This is a genomic window from Pseudomonas sp. B28(2017) (assembly GCF_002113025.1).
Classification (GTDB): Bacteria; Pseudomonadota; Gammaproteobacteria; order Pseudomonadales; family Pseudomonadaceae; genus Aquipseudomonas.
Genome location: NZ_NEJH01000015.1, coordinates 29,215 through 53,209, shown reverse-complemented (window position 1 = coordinate 53,209; position 23,995 = coordinate 29,215). Strand labels below are relative to the sequence as shown.

22 protein-coding genes and 4 tRNA genes are annotated in these 23,995 nt (G+C 58.2%); 18 read left to right on the top strand and 8 right to left on the bottom strand.

Going from position 1 to position 23,995, the window contains the following annotated elements:
* Positions 1-50 precede the first annotated feature (50 nt).
* Positions 51-560 carry a DUF1993 family protein gene (locus CAF65_RS25280; protein WP_085718719.1) on the top strand — a complete coding sequence of 170 codons (510 nt, stop codon included), beginning with the start codon at positions 51-53 and terminating at the stop codon, positions 558-560.
* 99 nt (positions 561-659) lie between these two features.
* Here the strand turns inward: CAF65_RS25280 and sstT are convergent, their stop codons facing one another.
* Positions 660-1,892 carry a serine/threonine transporter SstT gene (sstT, locus tag CAF65_RS25275; RefSeq protein WP_085718718.1) on the bottom strand — a complete coding sequence of 411 codons (1,233 nt, stop codon included), beginning with the start codon at positions 1,890-1,892 and terminating at the stop codon, positions 660-662.
* Between the two features lie 304 nt (positions 1,893-2,196).
* On the opposite strand from sstT, the gene CAF65_RS25270 reads away from it, so the two are divergent.
* A complete protein-coding gene (locus CAF65_RS25270; protein ID WP_085718717.1) occupies positions 2,197-3,351 on the top strand; it encodes an MFS transporter in 1,155 nt (384 codons plus the stop codon).
* A 5-nt stretch (positions 3,352-3,356) separates the two neighbouring features.
* On the opposite strand, the gene nhaR is transcribed toward CAF65_RS25270, so the two are convergent.
* A complete protein-coding gene (nhaR, locus tag CAF65_RS25265) occupies positions 3,357-4,256 on the bottom strand; it encodes a transcriptional activator NhaR (RefSeq protein ID WP_085718716.1) in 900 nt (299 codons plus the stop codon).
* 135 nt (positions 4,257-4,391) lie between these two features.
* Between nhaR and CAF65_RS25260 the strand changes: the two genes are divergently transcribed.
* Together CAF65_RS25260 and CAF65_RS25255 are read left to right on the top strand one after the other, a co-directional pair.
* A complete protein-coding gene (locus CAF65_RS25260; RefSeq protein WP_085718715.1) occupies positions 4,392-4,631 on the top strand; it encodes a hypothetical protein in 240 nt (79 codons plus the stop codon).
* 29 nt (positions 4,632-4,660) lie between these two features.
* Positions 4,661-5,410: a TerC family protein gene (locus tag CAF65_RS25255; protein ID WP_085718714.1), complete on the top strand. Its 750-nt coding sequence runs from the start codon at positions 4,661-4,663 to the stop codon at positions 5,408-5,410.
* 79 nt (positions 5,411-5,489) lie between these two features.
* Here the strand turns inward: CAF65_RS25255 and CAF65_RS28535 are convergent, their stop codons facing one another.
* Positions 5,490-5,657, bottom strand: a complete 168-nt coding sequence (locus CAF65_RS28535) for a hypothetical protein (RefSeq protein ID WP_178076741.1) — start codon at positions 5,655-5,657, stop codon at positions 5,490-5,492.
* A gap of 179 nt (positions 5,658-5,836) precedes the next feature.
* On the opposite strand from CAF65_RS28535, the gene CAF65_RS25250 reads away from it, so the two are divergent.
* The 3 genes from CAF65_RS25250 (at position 5,837) to CAF65_RS25240 (ending at position 7,105) form a co-directional block, all read left to right on the top strand.
* Positions 5,837-6,571: a peptidase C39 family protein gene (locus tag CAF65_RS25250; protein WP_085718713.1), complete on the top strand. Its 735-nt coding sequence runs from the start codon at positions 5,837-5,839 to the stop codon at positions 6,569-6,571.
* A 94-nt stretch (positions 6,572-6,665) separates the two neighbouring features.
* The gene (locus tag CAF65_RS25245; protein ID WP_008016225.1) at positions 6,666-6,872 is read left to right on the top strand and encodes a DUF6021 family protein; all 207 of its coding nucleotides are present in this window, start codon (positions 6,666-6,668) and stop codon (positions 6,870-6,872) included.
* A 17-nt stretch (positions 6,873-6,889) separates the two neighbouring features.
* Positions 6,890-7,105, top strand: coding sequence for a hypothetical protein (locus CAF65_RS25240; protein ID WP_085718712.1), 216 nt, complete (start codon positions 6,890-6,892; stop codon positions 7,103-7,105).
* Between the two features lie 56 nt (positions 7,106-7,161).
* Here CAF65_RS25240 and pbpG read toward each other — a convergent pair whose 3' ends face one another.
* Together pbpG and folD are read right to left on the bottom strand one after the other, a co-directional pair.
* Positions 7,162-8,100 carry a D-alanyl-D-alanine endopeptidase gene (gene pbpG / locus CAF65_RS25235; RefSeq protein ID WP_085718711.1) on the bottom strand — a complete coding sequence of 313 codons (939 nt, stop codon included), beginning with the start codon at positions 8,098-8,100 and terminating at the stop codon, positions 7,162-7,164.
* 238 nt (positions 8,101-8,338) lie between these two features.
* Positions 8,339-9,193 (bottom strand): bifunctional methylenetetrahydrofolate dehydrogenase/methenyltetrahydrofolate cyclohydrolase FolD, encoded by an 855-nt coding sequence (gene folD, locus CAF65_RS25230; protein WP_085718710.1) that lies wholly within the window; start codon positions 9,191-9,193, stop codon positions 8,339-8,341.
* Positions 9,194-9,467: 274 nt separating this feature from the next.
* Here folD and CAF65_RS25225 point away from each other — a divergent pair.
* From CAF65_RS25225 to CAF65_RS25175, 11 genes are all read left to right on the top strand, one after another.
* Positions 9,468-9,544 (top strand) — tRNA-Arg (locus tag CAF65_RS25225).
* Between the two features lie 32 nt (positions 9,545-9,576).
* A tRNA-His gene (locus CAF65_RS25220) sits at positions 9,577-9,652 on the top strand.
* A gap of 56 nt (positions 9,653-9,708) precedes the next feature.
* Positions 9,709-9,793 (top strand) — tRNA-Leu (locus CAF65_RS25215).
* A gap of 77 nt (positions 9,794-9,870) precedes the next feature.
* A tRNA-His gene (locus tag CAF65_RS25210) sits at positions 9,871-9,946 on the top strand.
* Positions 9,947-10,332: 386 nt separating this feature from the next.
* Positions 10,333-11,643 carry a trigger factor gene (gene tig, locus CAF65_RS25205; RefSeq protein WP_085718709.1) on the top strand — a complete coding sequence of 437 codons (1,311 nt, stop codon included), beginning with the start codon at positions 10,333-10,335 and terminating at the stop codon, positions 11,641-11,643.
* Between the two features lie 93 nt (positions 11,644-11,736).
* Positions 11,737-12,372 carry an ATP-dependent Clp endopeptidase proteolytic subunit ClpP gene (clpP, locus tag CAF65_RS25200; RefSeq protein ID WP_085718708.1) on the top strand — a complete coding sequence of 212 codons (636 nt, stop codon included), beginning with the start codon at positions 11,737-11,739 and terminating at the stop codon, positions 12,370-12,372.
* Positions 12,373-12,483: 111 nt separating this feature from the next.
* On the top strand, positions 12,484-13,767 hold the full coding sequence (clpX, locus tag CAF65_RS25195; protein WP_008019824.1) for an ATP-dependent Clp protease ATP-binding subunit ClpX: 1,284 nt from the start codon (positions 12,484-12,486) through the stop codon (positions 13,765-13,767).
* 161 nt (positions 13,768-13,928) lie between these two features.
* Positions 13,929-16,325 (top strand): endopeptidase La, encoded by a 2,397-nt coding sequence (lon, locus tag CAF65_RS25190; RefSeq protein ID WP_085718707.1) that lies wholly within the window; start codon positions 13,929-13,931, stop codon positions 16,323-16,325.
* A gap of 148 nt (positions 16,326-16,473) precedes the next feature.
* On the top strand, positions 16,474-16,746 hold the full coding sequence (locus CAF65_RS25185; RefSeq protein ID WP_002552737.1) for an HU family DNA-binding protein: 273 nt from the start codon (positions 16,474-16,476) through the stop codon (positions 16,744-16,746).
* A 233-nt stretch (positions 16,747-16,979) separates the two neighbouring features.
* Positions 16,980-18,851 carry a SurA N-terminal domain-containing protein gene (locus tag CAF65_RS25180; RefSeq protein WP_085718706.1) on the top strand — a complete coding sequence of 624 codons (1,872 nt, stop codon included), beginning with the start codon at positions 16,980-16,982 and terminating at the stop codon, positions 18,849-18,851.
* 202 nt (positions 18,852-19,053) lie between these two features.
* On the top strand, positions 19,054-19,902 hold the full coding sequence (locus CAF65_RS25175) for a DUF2242 domain-containing protein (RefSeq protein WP_085718705.1): 849 nt from the start codon (positions 19,054-19,056) through the stop codon (positions 19,900-19,902).
* Positions 19,903-20,245: 343 nt separating this feature from the next.
* Here the strand turns inward: CAF65_RS25175 and CAF65_RS25170 are convergent, their stop codons facing one another.
* The 3 genes from CAF65_RS25170 to CAF65_RS25160 form a co-directional block, all read right to left on the bottom strand.
* Entirely contained in the window at positions 20,246-21,286 is a 1,041-nt protein-coding gene (locus CAF65_RS25170; protein ID WP_085718704.1) for an AraC family transcriptional regulator, read from the bottom strand.
* Between the two features lie 3 nt (positions 21,287-21,289).
* Positions 21,290-22,420, bottom strand: a complete 1,131-nt coding sequence (locus tag CAF65_RS25165; RefSeq protein WP_085718703.1) for a carbon-nitrogen hydrolase family protein — start codon at positions 22,418-22,420, stop codon at positions 21,290-21,292.
* A 246-nt stretch (positions 22,421-22,666) separates the two neighbouring features.
* Positions 22,667-23,995, bottom strand: coding sequence for a TolC family outer membrane protein (locus tag CAF65_RS25160; RefSeq protein WP_085718702.1), 1,329 nt, complete (start codon positions 23,993-23,995; stop codon positions 22,667-22,669).

The window sequence follows — 23,995 nt, the reverse complement described above, 5'->3', positions numbered from 1 at the left end:
GCGAGCTCGCTCCTGCAAATGACCCACGTTCCCTCCAGACGAGACCTGCCATGACCATTTCCCTGTACGACGCTTCCGTGCCTGTTTTCCAGCAAATGCTCAACGCCCTGAGCGATGTACTGAAAAAGGCCGAGGCTCACGCCATCGAAAAAAACATCGACCCTAATGCATTCCTGCAAGCGCGCCTGTTCCCGGACATGTTCCCGCTGGTGCGTCAGGTGCAGATCGCCGTTGATTTCAGCAAGGGCGTTACCGGTCGCCTGGCCGAAGTCGAATTGCCGAAGTACGACGACAGCGAAACCACCTTCGCCGAGCTGCAAGCGTTGATCGCCAAGGCACTGACCTTCATCGGCAGCATCAAGCCGGAGCAGATCAATGGCAAGGAAGGCATCGAGATCGTCACCCGCCCGGGCACGCCTAAAGAGAAACGCTTCACCGGCCAGGCCTACCTGCTGACCTACGGCCTGCCGCAGTTCTTCTTCCACGTCACCACCACTTACGCACTGCTGCGCCACAACGGCGTGGAAGTGGGCAAGCGCGACTACATGGGCGCGTTCTAAACCGTCCAGGTACAAAAAAGCCCCCGCAGCCTTGGGCTGCGGGGGCTTTTTCATGTGTGCGCATTTATTCGCTACACCACTAACCCTGTGGGATTTGTGTCAGGCCAGGCGCTCGGCTTTTTGCTCTTCACCCAGGCAAGCCGCTGCGGTGAACAGCACGTCGGTAGACGAGTTCAGTGCAGTCTCGGCCGAGTCCTGCAACACGCCGATGATGAAGCCGACTGCCACCACCTGCATGGCGATTTCGCTCGGAATGCCGAACAGGCTGCACGCCAGCGGAATCAGCAACAGCGACCCACCGGCCACACCCGAAGCTCCACAGGCGCAGATCGCTGCAACGACGCTCAGCAGGATCGCGGTCGGGATGTCCACGGCGATGCCCAGGGTATGCACGGCGGCCAGGGTCAGCACGGTAATGGTGATCGCCGCACCGGCCATATTGATGGTCGCGCCCAGCGGGATCGACACCGAATAGGTGTCTTCATGCAGACCCAGTCGCTTGCTCAATTCCAGGTTGACCGGAATGTTCGCCGCCGAGCTGCGGGTGAAGAACGCGGTGATGCCGCTCTCGCGCAGGCAGGTCAGGACCAGCGGGTACGGGTTGCGGCGCAGTTTCCAGAAGACAATGATCGGGTTCATCACCAGCGCCACGAACAACATGCAGCCCAGCAGCACGGCCAGCAGGTGCGCGTAGCCGATCAGGGCGCCGAAGCCGGAGATGGCGAGCGTCGAGGCCACCAGGCCGAAGATGCCCAGCGGGGCGAAGCTGATCACCAGACGCACGATCACTGTCACGCCGTTGGACAAGTCGCCCAGCACTTCACGGGTGGTGTCGCCGGCGTGGCGGATGGCAATGCCCATGCCGATGGCCCACGCCAGAATGCCGATGAAATTGGCGTTCATCAGCGCGCTGACCGGATTATCGACCACGCTAAGCAACAGACTTTGCAGCACTTCGCCAATCCCGCCCGGTGCAGTCACGGCAACGTCCTGGGTCGACAGGGCCAGGCTCGACGGGAACATCATGCTGACAACCACCGCGACCACGGCAGCAGCGAAAGTACCCAGCAGATACAAGAACAGAATCGGCCGGATGTGGGTTTCCTGACCGTGTTTATGGTTGGCAATCGACGCCATGACCAGCACAAACACCAGGATCGGTGCGACCGCTTTCAGCGCAGAGACAAACACTTTGCCGATAAATGCCGTGGACTTGGCCACGTCAGGGGCAAACAGGGCCAGGGCAATACCGGCGATCAGGCCGATCAGGATCTGCGTGACCAGGCTCAAGCGTTTCAGGCGTTGCAATAGGGAAGGGGATGAAGCGGTCATAAAACGGCATCTCTGATTTTTTAGGTGCAGGGTTTCGCCGGTGTGCAGCAACAAACAGGGCAGGCCGCAGGCAGGAAACCGAAAGGGGAATACTGGGTGTACGTTTTCAAGGGCGCGGACTTTATCACGGGCAGGCACGATCTTTTAGACCTGTGACGAACTGCCACCATGGCATTCAACGAGATAGGCAGGTTCGTGCAACCGCGTTTGGAAACACTCTGTTAAGATTCGCCATCCTCATTTTCATGTCTGCCAGTGGGCCTTCGGGTCATCGCTGGTGTCGTCGTTTTTTCTGGAGTTCTGCATGCTGTTGCCCATTCTTCTGTTGTCAGCTGCCGGTTTCACGGTGCTGACCACGGAATTCATCATCGTTGGCCTGTTACCGGCCATCGCCCGGGACCTGGAAGTCAGCATCCCGCAAGCGGGTTTGCTGGTGACGCTGTTCGCCTTCACCGTGGCCGCGTTCGGGCCGTTCCTGACGGCGTACTTCGCCCGCTTCGAACGCCGCAAGCTGTTCATTTCGGTGCTGATAATGTTTGGCCTGGCCAACACCTTGGCGGCGCTGGCGCCGAACATCTGGGTGATGGCATTTGCCCGGTTGATCCCGGCGCTGGGGCTGCCGGTTTTCTGGGCGCTGGCCAGTGAAACGGCGGTGGACATCGTCGGGCCGGATTACGCCGGTCGCGCCATCGCCAAGATCGGCTTCGGCATTGTTTGCGCCACTGTGTTCGGCATTCCGGTGGGCACGCTGATTTCCGATGCGTTCGGCTGGCGCAGTGCCTTTGCCATTCTGGCGGTCATCGCTTTTGCCAAGGCGTTGCTGCTGTTCATCTACCTGCCGAAGACTCATCTGCACCTGCATCAGGTGAGCTTGCTGTCGCAGTTCAAGATCCTGCGCAGCCCGCTGATGCTCGGTCACGTGCTGCTGTCGGTGGTGGTGTTCAGCGGCATGTTCACGGCCTACACCTACCTGGCCGACATCCTCGAACGCCTGGCCGGTTTCAACGGCACGGTGGTCGGCTGGTGCCTGATGGGCTTCGGCGCGGTCGGGCTGATTGGCAACTCCCTGGGCGGCCGGGCGGTGGATCGTCATCCGCTGATGGCGTCGATGATGTTCTGCGCGTTCATGATTGCCGGCCTGGTGGCGCTGGTGCCGAACATTCATTCGCCGGTCGGTCTGGCGGCGACGATGGGCATCTGGGGCGTGACCCAGGCGGCGTTGTTTCTGGTCAGCCATGTGCGCTTGATAAAAGCTGCGCCCGAGGCCCCGGCGTTTGCCGCGTCGCTGAACATCGCCGGGGCCAACCTCGGGATCGGCCTGGGCGCGATGATCGGCGGCCGGGTGATCGACAGCGTCGGCCTGCAGGGCCTGGGCTTCGCCGCGGCGGCCTTTATCCTCGCCTCGATCTTGCTGGCCATTGCGCTGATGACCTTCAAGCCCCGGGAAGTCTGCGCCTGAATGTTTCAAAACGCGGTAAACAGCTCGCGTCGGGCACCTTCGGTAATGGCAACAATGCCGGGGTGCTTGACCTTGCGTTCCACTGAGATGGCATAGAACGACTCGCTCACGGCGTCGGTCTGGCCGATCACTTCCACGCCATATTGGCGTTGCACTTCATCGGCAATCACGCTCGGGCCGATGAAGATTCCGCTACCGGATTGGCCGAAGGCCTGCATCAGGGCGCTGTCGTCGAACTCGCCGACAATTCGCGGCTGGACCTGCTGCTCGGCGAACCAGCGCTGCAAACGGCTGCGCACCACGGTTTCCGGGCCGGGAATCAGCAACGGCGCACCGTTCAGGTTGCGCGGGAAGTCGTGACCGTAACGTGCCGCCAGCTCAGGGGTGGCGAAGAAGCTGATCCCGCACTCACCGAGTTTCTGGCTGTAGCCCTTGATGTCCAGGTGCGACGGCATCGGGCTGTCGGAAATCACCAGGTCCAGGCGCTGGATCGCCAGGTCGGCCAACAAACGTTCAAGTTTGTCTTCGCGGCAGGTGATGCGCAGCGGTTCGCTCAGCTCCATTGTCGGTGCGATCAGGCGGTAGACGATGGATTTGGGCACCACGTCGGCCACGCCGACGCGAAACAGAATCTGCTGCTCATTGGGTTGTGCCCGCAGCATCAGTTCCAGTTCGCCACCCAGCTGAAACATTTGCTCGGCGTAGGGCAGTGCCTGGCGTCCAGCCTCGGTCAGTTCGAGTTGCCGTCCGACGCGCCGAAACAACTCGATGCCAAAGGTCTGTTCCAGTAATGAAATCTGCCCGCTGATGGTTTGTGGTGTGAGGTTCAGTTGCTCGCACGCGCGCACGATGCTGCCGGTCTTGGCCACCACCCAGAAGTAATGCAATTGCCGATAGTTGAGCATGGTGATCTACAGTTCGTAAAAATCGAAGTATAACCGCTGAAAATACGAATTTTTCTGAAGTATTCACTTCCCTAGAATGCATCGCTATCAACGGGCCATCGTTCAGGTCCCGTTTGTTCTATCGAGGAAAGCATCATGAAGCTGAAAACCACGGCACTGTTGATCACGTCTTTACTGGTACTGGCCGGTTGCGACCAGGCCGAGAAAAGCGCGCAGCAGTTGATGGGCAAGGCCGCCGAAAGCGCCAAACAGGCGATTGACGATACCCACAAGGCCGCCGAGCAGGCGCTCAGCGATGCCACCGGCGGGTTGAGTGGCAAAAAAGAATCACCGGAAAAAGAATCGGAATCCGAATCTTCCTCCCAGGAAATCTAAACCGTATTACAACGAGTCAGGACTGACCCATGGACTACCTTTTACAACTTGCCGCCAGCCCCACCGCCTGGGTCGCCCTGGCCACCCTGGTGGTGATGGAAATCGTGCTCGGCATCGATAACCTGATCTTCATTTCGATCCTGACCAACAAGCTGCCCGAGCAGCACCGGCAGAAGGCACGGCGCATTGGTATCGGCATGGCGCTGATCCTGCGACTGGGCCTGTTGAGCACCATCGCGTTCATCGTCCAGTTGACCGCTCCGGTGGTCGAGATTCTCGGCCACGCGTTTTCCTGGAAAGACATGATCCTGATCGCCGGTGGCCTGTTCCTGTTGTGGAAGGCGACCACCGAGATCCATCACAGCATGGACCCGGCCCCGGAAGACCCGATGTCGAAGACATCGACCGTGACCCTGGGCTTTGCTGCGGCGATCGGTCAGATCCTGATGCTGGACATGGTGTTTTCCATTGACAGCATCATCACCGCTGTCGGCATGACCGAGCATTTGCCGATCATGATCATCGCGGTGGTGGTGTCGGTACTGGTGATGTTGTTTGCGGCTGATCCGCTGGCCAAATTCATCAACGACAACCCGACGGTGGTGATGCTGGCCCTGGGCTTCCTGATCATGATCGGCATGACGCTGATCGCCGAAGGCTTCGGCGCCCACGTACCGAAAGGCTACGTCTATGCGGCCATGGCATTCTCGGCTTCGATCGAGGTGTTGAACATGATGTCCCGCCGGGCCAGAGCGAAGCGTTTAGCTGCTGAAGCCTGACCGTCGCTGAAAGCTACGGCCGCCTGAACTCCCGGGAGTGCAGGCGGCCGTTTTTATTGGTGTCGGGTAAACGTGACTGTCAGTGAGCGTTGGCGTGTTTGCGCTGCGTCTCGTGCGCTTTCGGCGCAGGTGCGGGTTGAACCGGGTGATGGTGGCGGCGAGTAATGCGCAGCACGCCCCACAGCATGGCGGCGGCTACCGCCAGCCAGCTGCCAATCAGTATCGCAATGATCATGGTCAGGCTCATCTGTGCCTCCTCTTTGCCCTGCTGCGGGCACACACGCTTGGCTGTCGTGTGTTTAGAAAACAGTCTAGCCGCTGCTGCATTTCAGACTATTGACCGAAAGTCGGCAGTCACCAACCAGTTCGCTCTATCGAATGCACTCGACTACTGTTTAAGGCTATACCGAAGCGGCGCGGCGACCTATGATCGACCACCAAGCCGGGAATGGGATTGCCTGGCGTCTGAACCTGAACAAGAGAGAGCTGATGGTGCGGGTATTTTCTCGAATTTTGTCGGCCATGCTGATAGCCGGTTGCGTGGCAGGTCTGGCGGGCTGTGCCGGGAGCGTTGCGCCCGAGATCAAGCGATTGCCCGAGCGAGTCGAGCTCAGCGGCCGATTCTACCGCGGCGATGCGTATCAAAGCGGGCCGCAGGTGTTGGCCAGCATGCTGTCCCAGCAGGGCATCGTGATCACCCCTGGGTTGCTCGAAAAGCCCTTGCATTTGCCGGGGGGCGAAGCTCAGTTGCAACAGAACATGCAGAGCCTGGCGCGCGAGTACGGGATGGTCGTGTATCCCCTCGACAGCAACCTTGTGGCCTTGTTGACGCAAGTCGCCGCCGGTTATCCGGTGATGGTGCGCTTTACTGAAGGCTCGGCCATGTGGGCCGAACCACGTTACGCCATTCTGGCCGGCTACAACCGCCAGAAGCAGACGGTCCTGTTGCGGGCCGGGATGGATCGCCGCGAACTGATGAGCTTCAGCGCCTTCGAGTCGGCGCTCAAGGACGCCGGTGGTTGGGCCGTGCTGATCCAGAATCCGACGCAGATCCCGGCTCAGGTCGATCAACAACGCTGGCTCAAGGCTGCCAACGATCTGGCACAGGCCGGTCAGGAGCAGGCCGCCACCAGGGCGAAAAAAGCCTTGACCGCGCACTAAGTCCGTTTGTCACCCGGCGGGCACCTTCGCCCGTCGCCAGCCTCTTATTCTTATGGGCCCGCAACATTATCCGGGCCGAGATCAGGAGGCGCTCATGGCTCATTCCACAACGCCCGTCGGTCCGCATTCGTCCGAACATTCGTCTGGCAATGAGCTGGGTTTTGACCCCGATTCCCCGGACCTTGCCGATCCACAGGTCGACCCCATCGGGCCTGCCAAGGCACCGAGGGACGTGAAACCGGGTGACAACCCCAAGGCTCCGGCAAAGCCCTATGATCCACTGGGTAATCTGAAGCCTTAGGTCCAATGGAGGTGCGTATGTCTATTGATTCCAGTTTCGACGACAAACGTCCGGAAACTGTCCCCACAACCCCCGAGCAAAGCACTGATCCGGTGATGGATCCCGACAGCCCGTTGAGGGATCCCTTGGCGCGGCCATCGGTGGTGCCCACTGGGCAGCCGAAGGGTTGGCGAGATCCAAGTACCGGTGACGGCATCCCGGATGACGACCAGATGCCGTTGCCCAACGACTAAACGACTGGCGAAAAAAAGCCCCGTTCGATCGGGGCTTTTCGTGTGTTGCTGTTTCGTTACTTCGAGGCCTCAATCACGCCGCTCTGGCGATGCTTGAGGTTCTTGTCCGATTTGTATTGCAGGGCGACCGAAGGCACATCCGCGCTGTGGCCGGTTTCAACCCAGTTACGCATGCGCGTGGCATCGGCAAAATGGGTGTACTTGCCGTAGGCATCGAGGATCACCAGGGCAACCGGGCGGTTAGCCATCCGGGTCACCAGCACCAGGCAGTGACCGGCTTCGTTGGTGAAACCGGTTTTCGTCAGTTGAATGTCCCAGTCCGGCTTGCGGACCAAATGGTCGGTGTTGCGAAAGCCCAGGCTGTAGTTGGGTTTACGGAACGAGACGGTTTTTTCCTTGGTCGTGCTCAGCTCGGTCAGAAGCGGGTACTTGTGCGCGGCGATCAACAGCTTGCTCAGGTCGCGAGCGGTCGACACGTTGCGCGGGGAGAGACCGGTTGGCTCGACGAAATGCGTGTTGGTCATGCCCAGTGCCCGGGCCTTGGCGTTCATTGCAGCAATGAACGCGGCATAGCCGCCCGGATAGTGGTGCGCCAGAGTCGCGGCGGCGCGGTTTTCCGAGGACATCAGGGCAATCAGCAGCATTTCCCTGCGCGGCAGTTCGCTCCGGAGCTTGACCCGGGAGAACACGCCTTTCATTTCCGGTGTGTCGCTGATGTTGACGTCGATGTATTCGTCCATGTTCTGCCGGGCTTCAACCACGACCAGGCCAGTCATCAACTTGCTGACGGAAGCGATCGGCACCACCACGTCAGGATTGCTGGCATAGATGACTTTGTTGGTCTGCATATCCAGCAGCAAGGAGCTGCCAGAAGCGAGCTTGAGTGTCTTCGTATCTCGCGGCGCTGCGGTTGTTTCGCCAGCGCTGGCGAAGGGCGTGATGAAGGTCCCTGTAATTACTAAAAATAAGCTCAGGATGGAAAGACAAATTTTCACGCTGGCAGACTCATAAAGGGTGTTGATAAGCCGTTTTGTAACGGACTGTTTCCTGAAAGGCGCGACATTCTGGAGTATGGCTGAATAACTGTCGATGGTTGTTCAAGTAACAGGCGAAAGTCCTGAGAAACATGAAAAAAAAGTCATTTTCCGGCGGGCGGTCGAGGTTTTTTCGAAGGCAAAAAAACCCCGCCAGGGGCGGGGTTCTTTGACTCGCTGTGAGCGTGCGCGTTGAAACCTAGCTGTGCAGGGTTTCAGCGGCGTACAGGGTGTTCTCCAGCAGGCAGGCACGGGTCATCGGGCCAACGCCGCCTGGTACCGGAGTGATCCAGCCTGCGCGGGGCAGGGCGGTTTCATAGATCACGTCACCGACCAGCTTGCCGTCTTCCTGGCGGTTGATGCCGACATCGATCACGATCGCACCTTCCTTGATCCACTCGCCCTTGACCAGGCCCGGCTTGCCGGCGGCTACGACGACCAGGTCCGCACGGCCGACATGACCGGCCAGGTCCTTGGTAAAACGGTGGGTGACCGTCACAGTGCAACCGGCCAGCAGCAATTCCATCGCCATCGGGCGGCCTACGATATTGGAAGCGCCGACAACCACGGCATTCATCCCGTAAAGATCGGCGCCGGTGCTTTCCAGCAGAGTCATGATGCCCTTGGGGGTGCATGGGCGCAGTAAAGGGATACGCTGGGCCAGGCGACCGACGTTATAAGGGTGGAACCCGTCGACGTCCTTATCCGGACGAATGCGCTCCAGCAGCCGGGAGGCGTCCAGGTGTTCGGGAAGCGGAAGCTGGAGCAGAACGCCGTCGATTGCAGGATCGTCGTTCAGGCGATCGATCAGTTCGGTCAGCGCTTCTTGAGTGGTTTCGGAAGGCAGGTCATAAGCTTGTGATAGAAAGCCGACCTCTTCACAGTCTTTACGCTTGTGCGAGACATAAACCTGAGAGGCAGGATCGCTGCCGACCAGGATCACCGCAAGGCCGGGCGTGCGCAGACCTTGCTGGCGACGCTCGGTGACACGTTGGGCGATCTGCTGGCGCAGGCTGGCGGCGATCGATTTGCCGTCGATTAGTTGTGCAGTCATTGCGCGTGATTAACCATCGAGAGGGGAAAAAAAGAGAACGCATTCTCGCATGTCATGCGGTGAGGGCAAAGGCGCTTGGTCTGCAAATTCCCCTAACTCCTTTAATTAAATGAATTTTTTTTAAAAAGGATTTGACGACCTTCGGGGGGCTCTATACTATTCGTCGCACTTGTCGGGCACAGCCTAGCACTGGTTAGGAAGGTTGAGCGGAATTACGGTTCTGCGAGACTGGAAAGCACTTAGTTTGTAGTCCTCCAAGGTTACAGCTAACGAGGCGCCCGTAGCTCAGCTGGATAGAGCATCCGCCTTCTAAGCGGATGGTCGCAGGTTCGAGTCCTGCCGGGTGCGCCATTAGGCAGCTTTGGCACAAGTAGCGCAATATGGTGGGCGTAGCTCAGTTGGTAGAGCACGGGATTGTGACTCCCGTTGTCGTGGGTTCGATCCCCATCGTCCACCCCATATTTCGAAAGGCGCCAGATTAATAGTCTGGCGCCTTTGCTTTAAAGGCTTCATCCGCGGATGTGGTGGAATTGGTAGACACACTGGATTTAGGTTCCAGCGCCGCGAGGCGTAAGAGTTCGAGTCTCTTCATCCGCACCAGATAAAGTTTCAATCAGGCTGTCGGCCTGGCTGGAGCTTCATAAAGAAGTTGTTTGGCTTCTTTATCAGGCAATATGGTGGGCGTAGCTCAGTTGGTAGAGCACGGGATTGTGACTCCCGTTGTCGTGGGTTCGATCCCCATCGTCCACCCCATATTTCGAAAGGCGCCAGATTGAAAAGTCTGGCGCCTTTTTTGTTTCAGCGGCCGCAGGTTCCGGGTCGCAGGGGCGGGGCGTTTCGTCGTATTTATGTTTCTCGATGATGCTGTCCTGCCCGCCGGCCTTGCTTGCGAGCTCGGCTGTCAGGGGGATGACTGGCGACCTCTTCCATATATGGAAAGGTCGGCGCAGAGCCTTGGCGTGATTGGTTGTATTTGCCATCGGGGCGAGGTGCATTCGTGCATTCGCACCTATAAATTGCCTGCTGCTTTTTTACCCGTTTTCAGTAGGGTGACTTCTTGAGTTTGACCCACTAGAATGCATGCCCTTGATTCTGGGGTCGGAAACGGCCGGCTAACGTCTGTGCAACGAGGAATATCCATGCAAGTTTCTGTTGAAAATACTACTGCTCTTGAGCGCCGCATGAGCGTCACCGTGCCGGCTGAGCGCATCGAGAGCCAGGTCAACAAGCGTCTGCAGCAGACCGCCCAAAAGGCCAAGATTGCTGGCTTCCGTCCAGGCAAGGTGCCAATGAGCGAAATCAAGCGCCGTTTCGGTGCCGATGCTCGTCAGGAAGCCGTAGGCGACGTGATCCAGTCTTCCTTCTACGAAGCTGTGGTTGAGCAGAAGCTGAACCCGGCTGGCCAGCCTTCGATCGAGCCAAAGTCCCTGGAAGCTGGCAAGGACCTGGAATACGTAGCCGTATTCGAAGTGTTCCCTGAGTTCACCGTTGCCGGTTTCGAAGGTATCACCGTCGAGCGCCTGAGCGCTGACGTGGCTGATGCCGATCTGGACAAGATGCTGGAAATCCTGCGCAAGCAGAACACCCGTTTCGAAGTGGCCGATCGCGCTGCTCAAAACGAAGACCAACTGAACATCGATTTCGTCGGCAAGGTCGACGGTGAAGTGTTCGCTGGCGGTTCCGCCAAGGGTACTCAGCTGGTTCTGGGTTCCGGCCGCATGATCCCTGGTTTCGAAGACGGTCTGGTTGGTGCTAAAGCTGGTGAAGAACGCGTTCTGAACCTGACCTTCCCAGAGGACTATCAGAACCTGGACCTGGCTGGCAAAACCGCCGAGTTCACCGTGACTGTAAACACCGTTTCCGAGCCAAAGCTGCCAGAGCTGACCGAAGAGTTCTTCGCTCAATTCGGTATCAAGGAAACCGGTCTGGAAGGTTTCCGTGCCGAAGTTCGCAAGAACATGGAGCGTGAACTGCGTCAGGCGATCAAATCCAAGGTCAAGAATCAGGTAATGGACGGTCTGCTGGCCTCCAACCCGATTGAAGTGCCAAAGGCTCTGCTGTCCAACGAAGTTGACCGTCTGCGCGTGCAGGCTGTTCAGCAGTTCGGGGGCAATATCAAGCCTGACCAACTGCCGGCCGAGCTGTTCGAAGAGCAAGCCAAGCGTCGCGTAGTGCTGGGCCTGATCGTGGCAGAAGTGGTCAAGCAATTCGACCTCAAGCCTGACGAAGCCCGCGTTCGCGAGATGATTCAGGAAATGGCTTCGGCCTACCAGGAGCCTGAGCAAGTTGTGTCCTGGTACTACAAAAACGACCAGCAACTGAACGAAGTTCGTTCGGTTGTGCTGGAAGAGCAAGTTGTGGATACTGTTCTGCAGAAAGCTAGCGTGACCGACAAATCGGTCTCTTACGAAGAAGCGGTCAAGCCGGTAGAAGCACCACAAGCCGACTAATCACTTTTGCGGTAAGAAGCAAACACCATAAGCCAGCCTTCGTGCTGGCTTATGCGTATTCAAGACATAACTATTTGGGAGTGACTGCAGAGCATGTTCCGTAATTCGTATATTCAGCAGAACTCTGATATCCAGGCCGCAGGCGGCCTGGTCCCGATGGTTGTCGAGCAGTCCGCTCGTGGCGAGCGCGCCTACGACATCTACTCGCGCCTCCTCAAGGAGCGAGTGATCTTTCTGGTTGGCCCGGTAGAGGACTACATGGCTAACCTGATCTGTGCGCAACTGCTGTTCCTTGAAGCGGAAAACCCGGACAAGGACATCCATCTCTATATCAACTCCCCGGGCGGTTCGGTGACGGCGGGTATGTCGATCTACGACACCATGCAGTTCATCAAACCCAACGTGTCGACTACCTGTATCGGTCAGGCGTGCAGCATGGGCGCGTTTCTGCTGACGGCCGGTGCCCCCGGCAAGCGTTACTGCCTGCCGAACTCGCGTGTGATGATTCACCAGCCATTGGGCGGTTTCCAGGGTCAGGCATCGGATATCGAAATCCATGCCAAGGAAATCCTGTTTATCCGCGAGCGTCTCAACACGCTGATGGCCAAGCATAGCGGGCGCACGCTTGAAGAAATCGAGCGCGATACCAACCGCGATAATTTCATGAGCGCAGAAGCTGCGCGTGAGTACGGCTTGATCGACGAAGTGATCAGCCAGCGCCCTGTTTAAAATAAGCAGCTCAAAACAGGCTTGGTCGGCGGGTCCGACACCAGCGGGCTTGAAAAAGCCCGCAATAGCCTTCATCTTGTGTTGCAAGCCTATCGGATTTGGATCGAACGAATGACTGACACCCGCAACGGCGAGGACAACGGCAAGCTGCTCTATTGCTCCTTCTGTGGCAAAAGCCAGCATGAAGTACGCAAATTGATTGCCGGCCCCTCGGTCTTTATCTGCGACGAGTGCGTCGACCTGTGCAATGACATCATCCGCGAGGAGGTGCAGGAAGCACAGGCCGAAAGCAGTGCGCATAAATTGCCTTCGCCTAAAGAAATCAGCGGCATCCTCGATCAGTATGTGATTGGTCAGGAGCGTGCGAAAAAGGTTCTGGCCGTAGCGGTGTATAACCACTACAAGCGCCTGAATCAGCGTGACAAAAAGAATGACGACGTCGAACTCGGCAAGAGCAACATCCTGCTGATCGGCCCGACAGGCTCGGGTAAAACCCTGCTTGCCGAAACACTGGCCCGCTTGCTGAACGTTCCGTTCACCATCGCCGACGCAACCACCCTCACCGAGGCGGGTTACGTGGGTGAAGATGTCGAGAACATCATTCAGAAGTTGCTGCAGAAATGCGATTACGACGTAGAAAAAGCCCAGATGGGCATTGTCTACATCGATGAAATCGACAAGATTTCGCGCAAGTCTGACAACCCTTCGATCACCCGGGACGTTTCCGGTGAAGGTGTGCAGCAGGCCCTGCTCAAGTTGATCGAAGGCACGGTCGCTTCCGTTCCGCCTCAAGGTGGTCGCAAGCATCCGCAGCAGGAATTCCTGCAGGTTGACACCCGTAACATCCTGTTCATCTGCGGCGGTGCATTTTCCGGTCTGGAAAAGGTTATTCAAAACCGTTCCACCAAGGGTGGCATCGGCTTCAGTGCAGAAGTGCGCAGCAAGGAAGAGGGCAAGAAAGTCGGTGAATCCCTGCGTGAAGTCGAACCTGATGATCTGGTCAAGTTCGGTCTGATCCCGGAATTCGTCGGTCGTCTGCCGGTACTTGCCACGCTGGACGAGCTTGACGAGGCTGCGTTGATGCAGATCCTCACCGAGCCGAAAAATGCCCTGACCAAGCAGTATGCCAAGCTGTTCGAGATGGAGGGCGTTGATCTGGAGTTCCGTTCCGACGCTCTGAAATCGGTCGCCAAGCGTGCCCTGGAGCGTAAAACCGGTGCCCGTGGCCTGCGTTCGATTCTCGAAGGTGTATTGCTCGACACCATGTATGAAATCCCCTCGCAATCCGAGGTGAGCAAAGTGGTGATCGATGAAAGCGTGATAGAAGGCAAGTCCAAGCCACTGTATATCTATGAAAACAGTGAGCCGACCGCCAAGGCCGCGCCAGACGCTTAAGCGTTACGCAGCTTGAATAAAGAAGGGGCCTTCGGGCCCCTTTGCTTTTTGCGGGTTTTAACACCGTCTTTGTGCTTGTTTTTTTTCAAGGCAGCCCCCATCTTGGTTTCAAGCTTACTTCCATCTGTTTACGGCCTTATGGCCGCCGTAGAGGCGAAATCATGAAGACAACCATCGAATTGCCTCTCCTGCCATTGCGTGATGTCGTGGTTTATCCGCACATGGTTATCCCGCTGTTCGTGGGGCGCGAGAAATCCATCGAAGCCCTTGAGGCTGCGATGACGGGTGACAAGCAGATTCTTCTGCTGGCCCAGAGAAACCCGGCTGACGACGATCCCGGTGAAGATGCCCTGTATCGCGTTGGTACAATTGCTACCGTTCTGCAGCTGCTGAAGCTGCCTGACGGCACGGTCAAGGTTCTGGTCGAAGGCGAGCAGCGGGGCGCCGTTGAGCGCTTCAGCGAAGTGGATGGCCACTGCCGTGCCGAAGTCTCCCTGATCGACGAAGTCGACGCGCCAGAGCGCGAGTCGGAAGTGTTCGTTCGCAGCTTGCTGTCGCAGTTCGAGCAATATGTGCAGTTGGGCAAGAAAGTCCCGGCTGAAGTCCTGTCGTCGCTCAACAGCATCGACGAGCCGGGCCGCCTGGTGGACACCATGGCCGCGCACATGGCCCTGAAGATCGAACAGAAGCAGGAAATTCTCGAAATCATCGATTTGTCGGCACGGGTCGAGCACGTTCTGGCGTTGCTGGATGCCGAGATCGATCTGCTGCAAGTTGAAAAACGCATTCGCGGTCGCGTCAAAAAACAAATGGAGCGCAGTCAGCGCGAGTACTACCTGAATGAGCAGATGAAGGCCATTCAGAAAGAGCTCGGCGACAGCGACGAAGGTCACAACGAAGTCGAAGAGCTGAAAAAGCGTATCGATGCCGCCGGCCTGCCGAAAGACGCACTGGCCAAGGCAACGGCCGAGCTGAACAAGCTCAAGCAGATGTCGCCGATGTCCGCGGAAGCGACCGTGGTGCGTTCGTACATCGACTGGCTGGTGCAAGTGCCGTGGAAGGCCCAGAGCAAGGTGCGCCTGGACCTGGCGCGCGCCGAAGACATTCTGGATGCCGACCACTATGGCCTGGAAGAGGTCAAGGAACGCATCCTCGAATACCTCGCCGTGCAAAAGCGCGTGAAGAAAATTCGTGGTCCGGTGTTGTGCCTGGTCGGTCCTCCAGGGGTAGGTAAAACGTCCCTGGCGGAGTCGATCGCTCACGCCACCAACCGCAAATTCGTACGTATGGCCCTCGGTGGCGTGCGTGACGAAGCGGAAATTCGTGGTCATCGCCGTACTTACATCGGTTCGATGCCAGGAAGATTGATTCAAAAGATGACAAAAGTGGGTGTCCGCAATCCGCTGTTCCTGCTCGATGAAATCGACAAGATGGGCAGCGACATGCGTGGCGATCCGGCATCGGCGTTGCTGGAAGTGCTCGATCCAGAGCAGAACCACAACTTCAACGATCACTATCTGGAAGTCGATTACGACCTGTCCGATGTGATGTTCCTGTGCACCTCGAACTCGATGAACATCCCGCCGGCGTTACTGGACCGGATGGAAGTGATCCGTCTGCCGGGCTACACCGAAGACGAGAAGATCAACATCGCCGTCAAATACCTTTCGCCAAAGCAGATTGCTGCCAACGGGCTGAAGAAAGGCGAGTTGGAGTTCGACGAAGAGGCGATCCGCGACATCATCCGCTACTACACCCGTGAAGCCGGTGTGCGTGGGCTTGAGCGTCAGATTGCCAAGGTTTGCCGCAAGGCCGTCAAGGAGCATGCGCTGGAAAAACGCTTCTCGGTTAAGGTTAGCGCAGACATGCTGGAGCACTTCCTGGGCGTGCGCAAATTCCGCTACGGCCTGGCCGAGCAGCAGGATCAGATCGGCCAGGTGACCGGGCTGGCGTGGACTCAGGTGGGCGGCGAACTGCTGACCATCGAAGCCGCTGTGGTACCGGGCAAGGGCCAGTTGATCAAGACCGGTTCCCTGGGTGACGTGATGGTCGAGTCGATCACCGCTGCCTTGACCGTTGTTCGCAGTCGGGCGAAAAGCCTGGGCATTCCCCTGGACTTCCATGAGAAGCGCGACACGCACATCCATATGCCGGAGGGGGCGACTCCCAAGGACGGTCCTAGCGCCGGTGTAGGCATGTGTACGGCCCTGGTGTCGGCATTGACCAGCATTCCGGTGCGCGCGGATGTCGCAATGACCGGCGAAATCACTTTGCGTGGCCAGGTACTGGCGATTGGCGGTTTGAAAGAAAAACTGCTGGCTGCCCATCGTGGCGGAATCAAGACTGTGATCATTCCTGAAGAGAATGTGCGCGATCTCAAAGAGATTCCGGACAATATCAAGCAGGATCTACAGATTAAACCGGTTAAATGGATTGACGAGGTCCTGCAAATTGCGCTGCAATACGCGCCGGAGCCCTTGCCGGATGTGGCTCCGGAGATAGTCGCGAAGGATGAGAAACGCGAGTCGGATTCCAAGGAAAGAATTAGCACGCATTAGTACGTATTTGCCTGGGGGGCTTTCTTGACAGCTTTTTAGAGCCCTTGTTATAAAGCGGCTCTTAAGTGTCTGTAGGCCATTCAGCACTCGTTTTTGCTTTCACCAAAAAACTTAGAATCATACTCAAATAGATATAAGGGGACTTAGAGTGAACAAGTCGGAACTGATTGATGCTATCGCTGCATCCGCTGATATCCCGAAAGCTGCTGCTGGCCGTGCGCTGGACGCTGTAATCGAATCCGTCACTGGCGCTCTCAAGGCTGGCGACTCTGTTGTTCTGGTTGGTTTCGGTACTTTCTCCGTAACTGATCGTCCAGCTCGCATTGGTCGTAACCCACAGACCGGTAAGACGCTGGAAATCGCAGCAGCCAAAAAACCAGGTTTCAAAGCCGGTAAAGCACTGAAAGAAGCTGTCAACTAAGTTCGATTCAGGTTTTTACCCATCCGGGTCGGGGTCATGCCTGACTTGGCAGCGGAGCGGCAGTCCTGACTGCAGGTCGCCGGTTCAAGACACCGAGGGGCGCCCGTTCGAGCCCTCGATCCGCTCCGCCAGTTACGAGAAGGCGCATCCTCGGATGCGCCTTTCTTCTATCCGGATTCTACCCACGCTCCACGGTTGCCTAATTTTGAAGTTCAACCGTTTCTGGGGGACGCATGCTGCAGAATATCAGGGACAATTCACAAGGCTGGATTGCCAAGACTATTATCGGGGTCATCGTAGTTCTGATGGCCTTGACCGGTTTCGATGCCATTTTCAAGGCCACGTCGCACAGCAATGATGCGGCCAAGGTCAACGGCGATGAAATCAGCCAGAACGAGCTGAGCCAGGCGGTCGATATGCAACGCCGCCAGCTCATGCAACAGCTGGGCAAGGATTTCGATGCTTCCTTGCTGGATGAAAAAATGTTGCGCGAATCGGCTCTGAAGGGCCTGATCGATCGCAAGCTGCTGCTGCAAGGCGCAGAAAAATCGAAGTTCGCCTTTTCCGAAGCGGCGCTTGATCAGGTCATCCTGCAAACACCAGAGTTTCAGGTTGATGGCAAGTTCAGCTCCGAGCGTTTCGACCAGGTGATTCGCCAGCTCGGCTATAGCCGCATGCAATTCCGCCAGATGCTGGCTCAGGAAATGCTGATTGGCCAGCTGCGTGCCGGCCTGGCAGGTAGCGGTTTCGTGACCGATGCACAGGTGCTGGCGTTTGCCCGTCTGGAAAAACAGACCCGCGATTTCGCCTCCCTGAACATCAAGGCCGACCCGGCGGCGGTGAAGCTGACCGACGAAGAGGTCAAGGCCTACTACGACGAACATGCCAAGGAATTCATGACGCCGGACCAAGTGGTCATCGATTATCTCGAGCTGAAGAAGGCTTCCTTCTTCGATCAGGTCAGCGTCAAGGACGAAGACCTGCAAGCGGCCTATCAGAAAGAAATCGCGAACCTGTCCGAGCAACGCCGGGCTGCTCACATTCTGATTGAAGTGAATGGCAAGACCACCGAGGCGCAAGCCAAGGCGAAGATCGAAGAGATTCAGGCTCGTCTGGCCAAGGGCGAGAAATTCGAGGCGCTGGCCAAGGAGTTTTCCCAGGATCCGGGTTCGGCGAACAACGGCGGTGACCTGGGTTATGCCGGTCCTGGCGTCTACGACCCAGCGTTCGAAAAGGCCCTGTATTCGTTGGCCAAGGACCAGGTCTCGGAGCCGGTTCGCACCGACTTCGGTTTCCACCTGATCAAGCTGTTGGGTGTGGAAGCCCCGGAAGTGCCAACGTTCGCCAGCCTGAAAGACAAGCTGACCCGTGGTCTGAAAACCCAGCAGGTCGAGCAGCGTTTCGTTGAGGCGAGCAAGCAACTGGAAGACGCCTCGTTCGAAGCGTCCGATCTGGCGCAGCCAGCGCAGGATCTGAAGCTGACCGTCCAGACGTCCAAGCCGTTCGGCCGTGAAGGCGGTGAAGGTGTTGCGGCCAACCGTGCCGTGATCACTGCCGCGTTCAGCCAGGAAGTCCTGGATGAGGGGGCGAACAGCGCTGCCATCGAGCTCGATCCGGAAACCGTGGTCGTGTTGCGTGCCAAGGAGCATCTGAAGCCTTCTCAATTGCCGCTGGAGAGCGTCTCTGCTGCGATCCGTGTGCAATTGGCCAAGGAGCACGCCAGCGCCGATGCCAAGACCAGGGCTGAAGCCCTGATTGCCAGCCTGCGCGATGGCAAGACCCCGCTGGATCAGGCGGTCGACGGCCAGGCCTGGAAGGTCACTGAAGTGGCGACTCGTGCTCAGGAAGGGGTCGACCCTGCTGTGCTGCAAGCGCTCTTCCGCATGGCGAAGCCAGCGGCCAGGGACAAGCCGACCTTCACCAGCGTGACGCTGGCGGATGGCAGCCTGATGATCGTGCGTCTCAATGGCGTGAACGAGGCGGCGGCGCCGACCGAAGAAGAGAAAGCACAGTATCGTCGCTACCTCGCTTCGCGCATCGGCCAGCAAGACTTTGCGGCTTATCGCAAGCAACTGGAAAGCCAGGCGGACATCCAGCGTTACTGATGCCAGACCAGGTTTAGCGTTGTACAGGAGACCCCGGCCGAAAGGCCGGGGTCTTTTTGTTTGGCCGTACGTCACTTGCCGCGGGACTTTTGCGTAAAACCGGGGTCAATCAGCCTGTAACCGTTTTAAGACACAATCGATGCTCCGCTAAGCATCGATCTGTTGCACAATATGCCCCGAACCGTTTTCCTCAGGATGTTCAATGTTTAAATCACTTCCCATGCGGATTGTCGGGCTGGCAGCTGTGCTTGCCGCCGCGGCCGGTTGTTCATCGAACAAAGGCGCCATCTACGAGCATGAGAACTTCGACGATTCCGGCACCTTTTCCCGAAATTATCCGGTCACCGATACCCAGAGCTGTGAAGCCGCCCGTCGCGCCTTGCTCAGCCAGGGCTACATCATCACCAGCAACGATCCGAAGCTGGTCAGCGGTCACAAGAGCTTCCAGCAGAGCGGCGAGAACCACATGGAGATCAGCTTCAGTGTGGTGTGTGCCGATGATGGCAGCGAAGGGCATCACGCGACCGTATTCGCCAACGCTCTGCAGGATCGTTATGCGCTGAAGAAGACCAACAACTCCGCCAGTCTTGGTGTGGGTGTGTTGGGCTCGGTGTCGATGCCGATCGGCTCCTCTGATGACTCGATGGTCAAGGTTGCCAGCGAAACCGTATCGTCTGCCAAGTTCTACGAGCGTTTCTTCGCACTGGTCGAACTGTTCCTGCCGCCGGAAGCGAAAAAGGCTGCGCACATCACCGAAAAGCCGAAAACAGACCTGGGCATGCCTGAAGCCAAGGCCGCACCGGCACCGCTCGCGCCTGCACCGGCAGTAACACCCGCTACAGAGCCTGCTGCAGCTGCTCCCGGGCCGGTACCTGTTGAAGCAATGCCTGCGGCTTCCGAGCCGGTTGCGCCGCCTCCTGAAACGGCGCCGATCACACCAGCCAGTGTAGAGCCTGCACTGGCCCCGGCAATCGTCACGCCACCGGCGAACCCGAGTGACTTGCCACCGCCGAGCGAACCCATTCCGGCGATGCCTGTCACCGGCCAGTGATGGTGGCACCACCGGATCGGATCAGATGAACCGATCCGGTGGCCACCTCGATGATTGACCCGCATCAAGCAAGTTCGCTGTTCTGCGGCCTCCCGCGAAAAAACCAATGATAAATTCCTGACCAGCTGCTACGTTTTATTCAGTAGCGACAGAGTGTCGTGTCCGCGTCATTTTTCTTTCACGCGGGCACTTTATGCTCAAGGAATGGGTCATTTATTCAGACGTTTTTCAATACAGGTCGGGGGATTAAAAAATGGACGATTATCAAGAAGAGCTGCTTGAGTACCAGGCTTTCGAGCTGGACCCACTGGAGCCGGCGGAAGACGCTACCGAGTTGTAGGCATCAGGCGGATTGGCGATGGCTGCGGCGAAATTCGCCTGGGGTCTGCCCGTTCCAGCGTTTGAATGCGCGTTGAAACGCTTCGGCTGAGGCAAAGCCCAGCAGGTAGGCGATTTCTCCGAACGCCAGTTCGGTGTCGCGTATGTAGGTCATGGCCAGGTCGCGACGGGTTTCATTGAGGATTGCGCGAAATTGCGTGCCTTCCTCGGCAAGTTTGCGGCGCAAGGTCCAGGTGGGCAGCTTCAGGCGTGCCGCCACTTCTTCCAGGTCGGGTTCCCGGCCACCATTGAGCAATGGTCCCAGCAGCGCGATGATGCGTTCACGCAGGCTGCGGGTGCGTGTCAATTGTTCCAGTTCCCGCTCGCACAGTTGCAGCAAATGCCGCCAGGTACTCGGGCAATGCTCGGGGTTGCGCTGGGCGAGACTTGCCAGGCTCAGGCGCAGTTGATTGCGCTCGCCGCCAAACTGAATCGGACAGTCTCCCAAAACGTCATAGGCCGCGCGGTAACCGGGTTCCTCGAATTCGATCTCGATACGTTCTGCGCGAAGAGGGGCGGGGCTGACGCTGGATAATTGCTGCAACCAGCCGGCGATGATCGAATCCACCACGAAGCGGTTGTAGGCGTTATAGGGGCTGATCGAATAGAAACGCAGCCAGGCACCCTGGGCGTCTTCGTGAAAGCTTGATTGACCCCGATAATTGGAACCATACAAGGCTTCGAATCGAATCAGGCAGCGGGCTGCTTCACGAACTGTCGGCGCCTGGGCGGCGGTGACGCCTGCGAGGCCGATCTGGCTCAGACGACTGAGCTGTCCCATGCGCAAGCCAAGGGCCGGGTTGTCAGTCAGTTGAATGGCGCTGTGGCCCAGGCGCATGTAGCGCGGTATCGACAGTCGCGCACCGGCTTCGCTCAGGCGTGCGGCATCGAGGCCGTATTGATCAAGCAATGGCTGCGGATCGATGCCGTGGCTGCGCACGGCATCGGCCAGGCTATGAACAAAGCCCACCGACAGATCGCCGAGGCGCATCGGCTGCGGTTTCATGGCTTACAACCAGAGGTTCAGCAAGCGCGCACCCTGGGCATTGCCATCGGCAAAGTGCTGGCCGTTACTGCTCAGGAAACTGTGCCCGGCGCTACCCTGGTCCCAGAACTGGCCCCGCAGGAACACACTCATGCCAGCGACAGCCTGACTGGCCGGTATCTGGGTCGTGAGGGTCAGGCGCTGCCAGGCCTGGCCTTCACTGACTTCTCCAGGCTTCAGGTTGACCGACGCAGGCGCAGGCGAACCCCTGTAGCCGCGCCACGGCTGATCCCAGGTGCCGCGGCCGGCGACAAAGGCCGGTACCGCAACCAGCTGTACGCTTTGTTCGTTGAGCTTGAGGTAGTTTTCCGGGTACCAGCTGTCGCGGCCGATCAATACACCCAGCCTTCCTGCGGGGGTATCAATGACGTTGAGCGAGTGCTCGCCATTCGCCTTGATCCCGTTCTGTTCTGCGAAGAAGGGGTGTATTTGGCGCTGGGGCTGGCCAATCGGCAGGCCTTCGTTGTTGAACACTACACTGCTGTTGTACAGCGCGCCGCGGCCGATTTTCAGGGTGCCGTCGATGATGCTCGGTTCAGGCAGCACAATGGAGCCCGCCACCAGCGTCACGTGGAACTCCCTGGCCAGTCCTCCGAACAAGGCCTGGTAGTCCCTGGCCATTGCCTTGGCTTTCATGCGCAGGTGGGCATCGTCCAGACGGTTGCCACCCTCGGCACTGATCAACGCCTTGGCGAACTTGAGGGGGTTGCTCACCGCCAGCCAGTTCATGGCCTCCTTGAGGGTGCTGGCCTGATACAGCTCATCCTTCTCGCCGCTGACCATCAGCCAGGTGCCAACATGTTCCGGCAACACGACAACAGTCTTGCCGTTCAACAAACCCTGGTCCCGGGCTGCTTGCAGATAGGCTGCGAGCTTGCGGTGCAAACGCTCGGGACTTTGATAATCGGTAGGAAACAGTTCGGGCTGAATGCCCAACAGATTGCCACGGTCCGCAGGCGTACCCCGGTCGACAGCCAGGTTGATCCGCAGGTCCGAAAGGTAATGTCCCACCGGCCGGTCCGCGGCCCACATCGCGTAGGTCGTGAGGGCGGCGAGCAACGCCGCGGAGAATGTCAGGTACAAAAGTTTGCGCATGGGGAAACAGTTTACAGCCTGGAGCCGGGCTTGGCTTTGCATTAGGGGTTGGATCGAGCATAAAGGGAATCAAGGGCTTAGTGGGCAAATTTCAACGTTGGCGTTTTTTCGTTGGCGGCTGCCTTTCTGCGCCGAGATGCAACAATGAAGGAGTGGGTTAAACGAGAGGTGCATTGACCAGGGCCGGATCATGGGAGGGAAACGCCGGTCAGCCATCATTTGGTTCGACCGGCCGGCTGGTGAGCGTCATTTGGTGACCAGCAGTTCCGGGCCGAGGTAGTCGTTGATCTGGTTGATATCGTCGTCGCCCAGGCTGCCCACCGAGGAGGCCAGACGCAGGCGCGACATCAAATAGCGTATCTTGGCTTCGAACAGATCGTGGCGCGCAACGAAGAGCAGCTCTTCGGCATTGAGGACGTCCGAGTTGGTGCTGGTGCCACCCTCTTTGAAGCCCTTGCGTGACGATGCCAGTGAACGTTCGTTGGACTCCACTGCCTTCTCCAGCGCGCGAATGCGTTTGGCGCCGCTCAGAATGCCTTGATACTCACGGGTGGTTTCGGTGATGACTTCCTGTCGCGCGGCGTCGAGTTCGTCCATGGCCTTATCGCTATTGGCACTGGCCTGGCGTGTCAGCGCGCTGACACCGCCACCGCTGTACAGTGGGATATTGACTTCCAGCCCGATTGAGCCGTAGTGGTTGCGTTGATTCAACTCGGAGAGTGACTGGCTCTCACCCGCGGTGTAGCCGGCAATGAAATCCAGTGTTGGCCAGTGGCCAGCCCTGGCACGATTCACTTCTTCTGCTGCAAGGTCGCTGCTATAACGGCGCGCATGGATCAGCGGGCTATCGGTCTGGGCTTTGACCAACCAGTCCTGCAGGTTGCTCGGTAGCAGCGGTGGTGTATCGAAGCTCGGGCGCAAGGTGGTCAGTGACTCGGGGGTTTCACCGATATATTCCTCAAGCTTGCGGCGCGCGTTGATCAGGTTGTCTTGCGCTTCGATCAGCTCGGCGTCAGCGAGGTCGCGGCGAGCGGCCGACTCGTCGATGTCGGTGACGGTGCCGGCCCCCAGCTCCATGCGCCGCTTCGCCGAAGCGAGTTGCTCTTCGAAGGCTGTCAGCTTGGACTTGGCCAGGACGATGGTTTCGCTGGCCAGGAGCACATCGAAATAGCTTTCGGACAAGCGCACCGCGGCGTCCTGGGTCTTGGCATCGAACACCGCGTTGCTGTAGTCGGCACGCTGTTGACCCTGGCGGTACTCGGCCATCTTCTGTTTGTTGAACAGCGGCTGGCGCAGGCGCACGTTGGCGCCCTTGGAGTCGTAGTGCAGATCTCTGTCAATGCCGCTCTGGCTTTGGGAGCCATTGACCTTGTTGTGGTAGCCCGAGGCATTGATCTGCGGTAGCAGGCCAGCCTTGCCAATGGCGCGGTTTTCCTGGCCGGCCTCTTTTTCATGCACGGAGGCCTGGTAGATAGGGCCCTGGAACTGCAACAAATCCCAGGCTTGCTTGAGGTCCATGGCATCGGCCGGCAGGGCCAACCCCAGCAGGCAGAAGAACAGGCAACGACGTTCCAT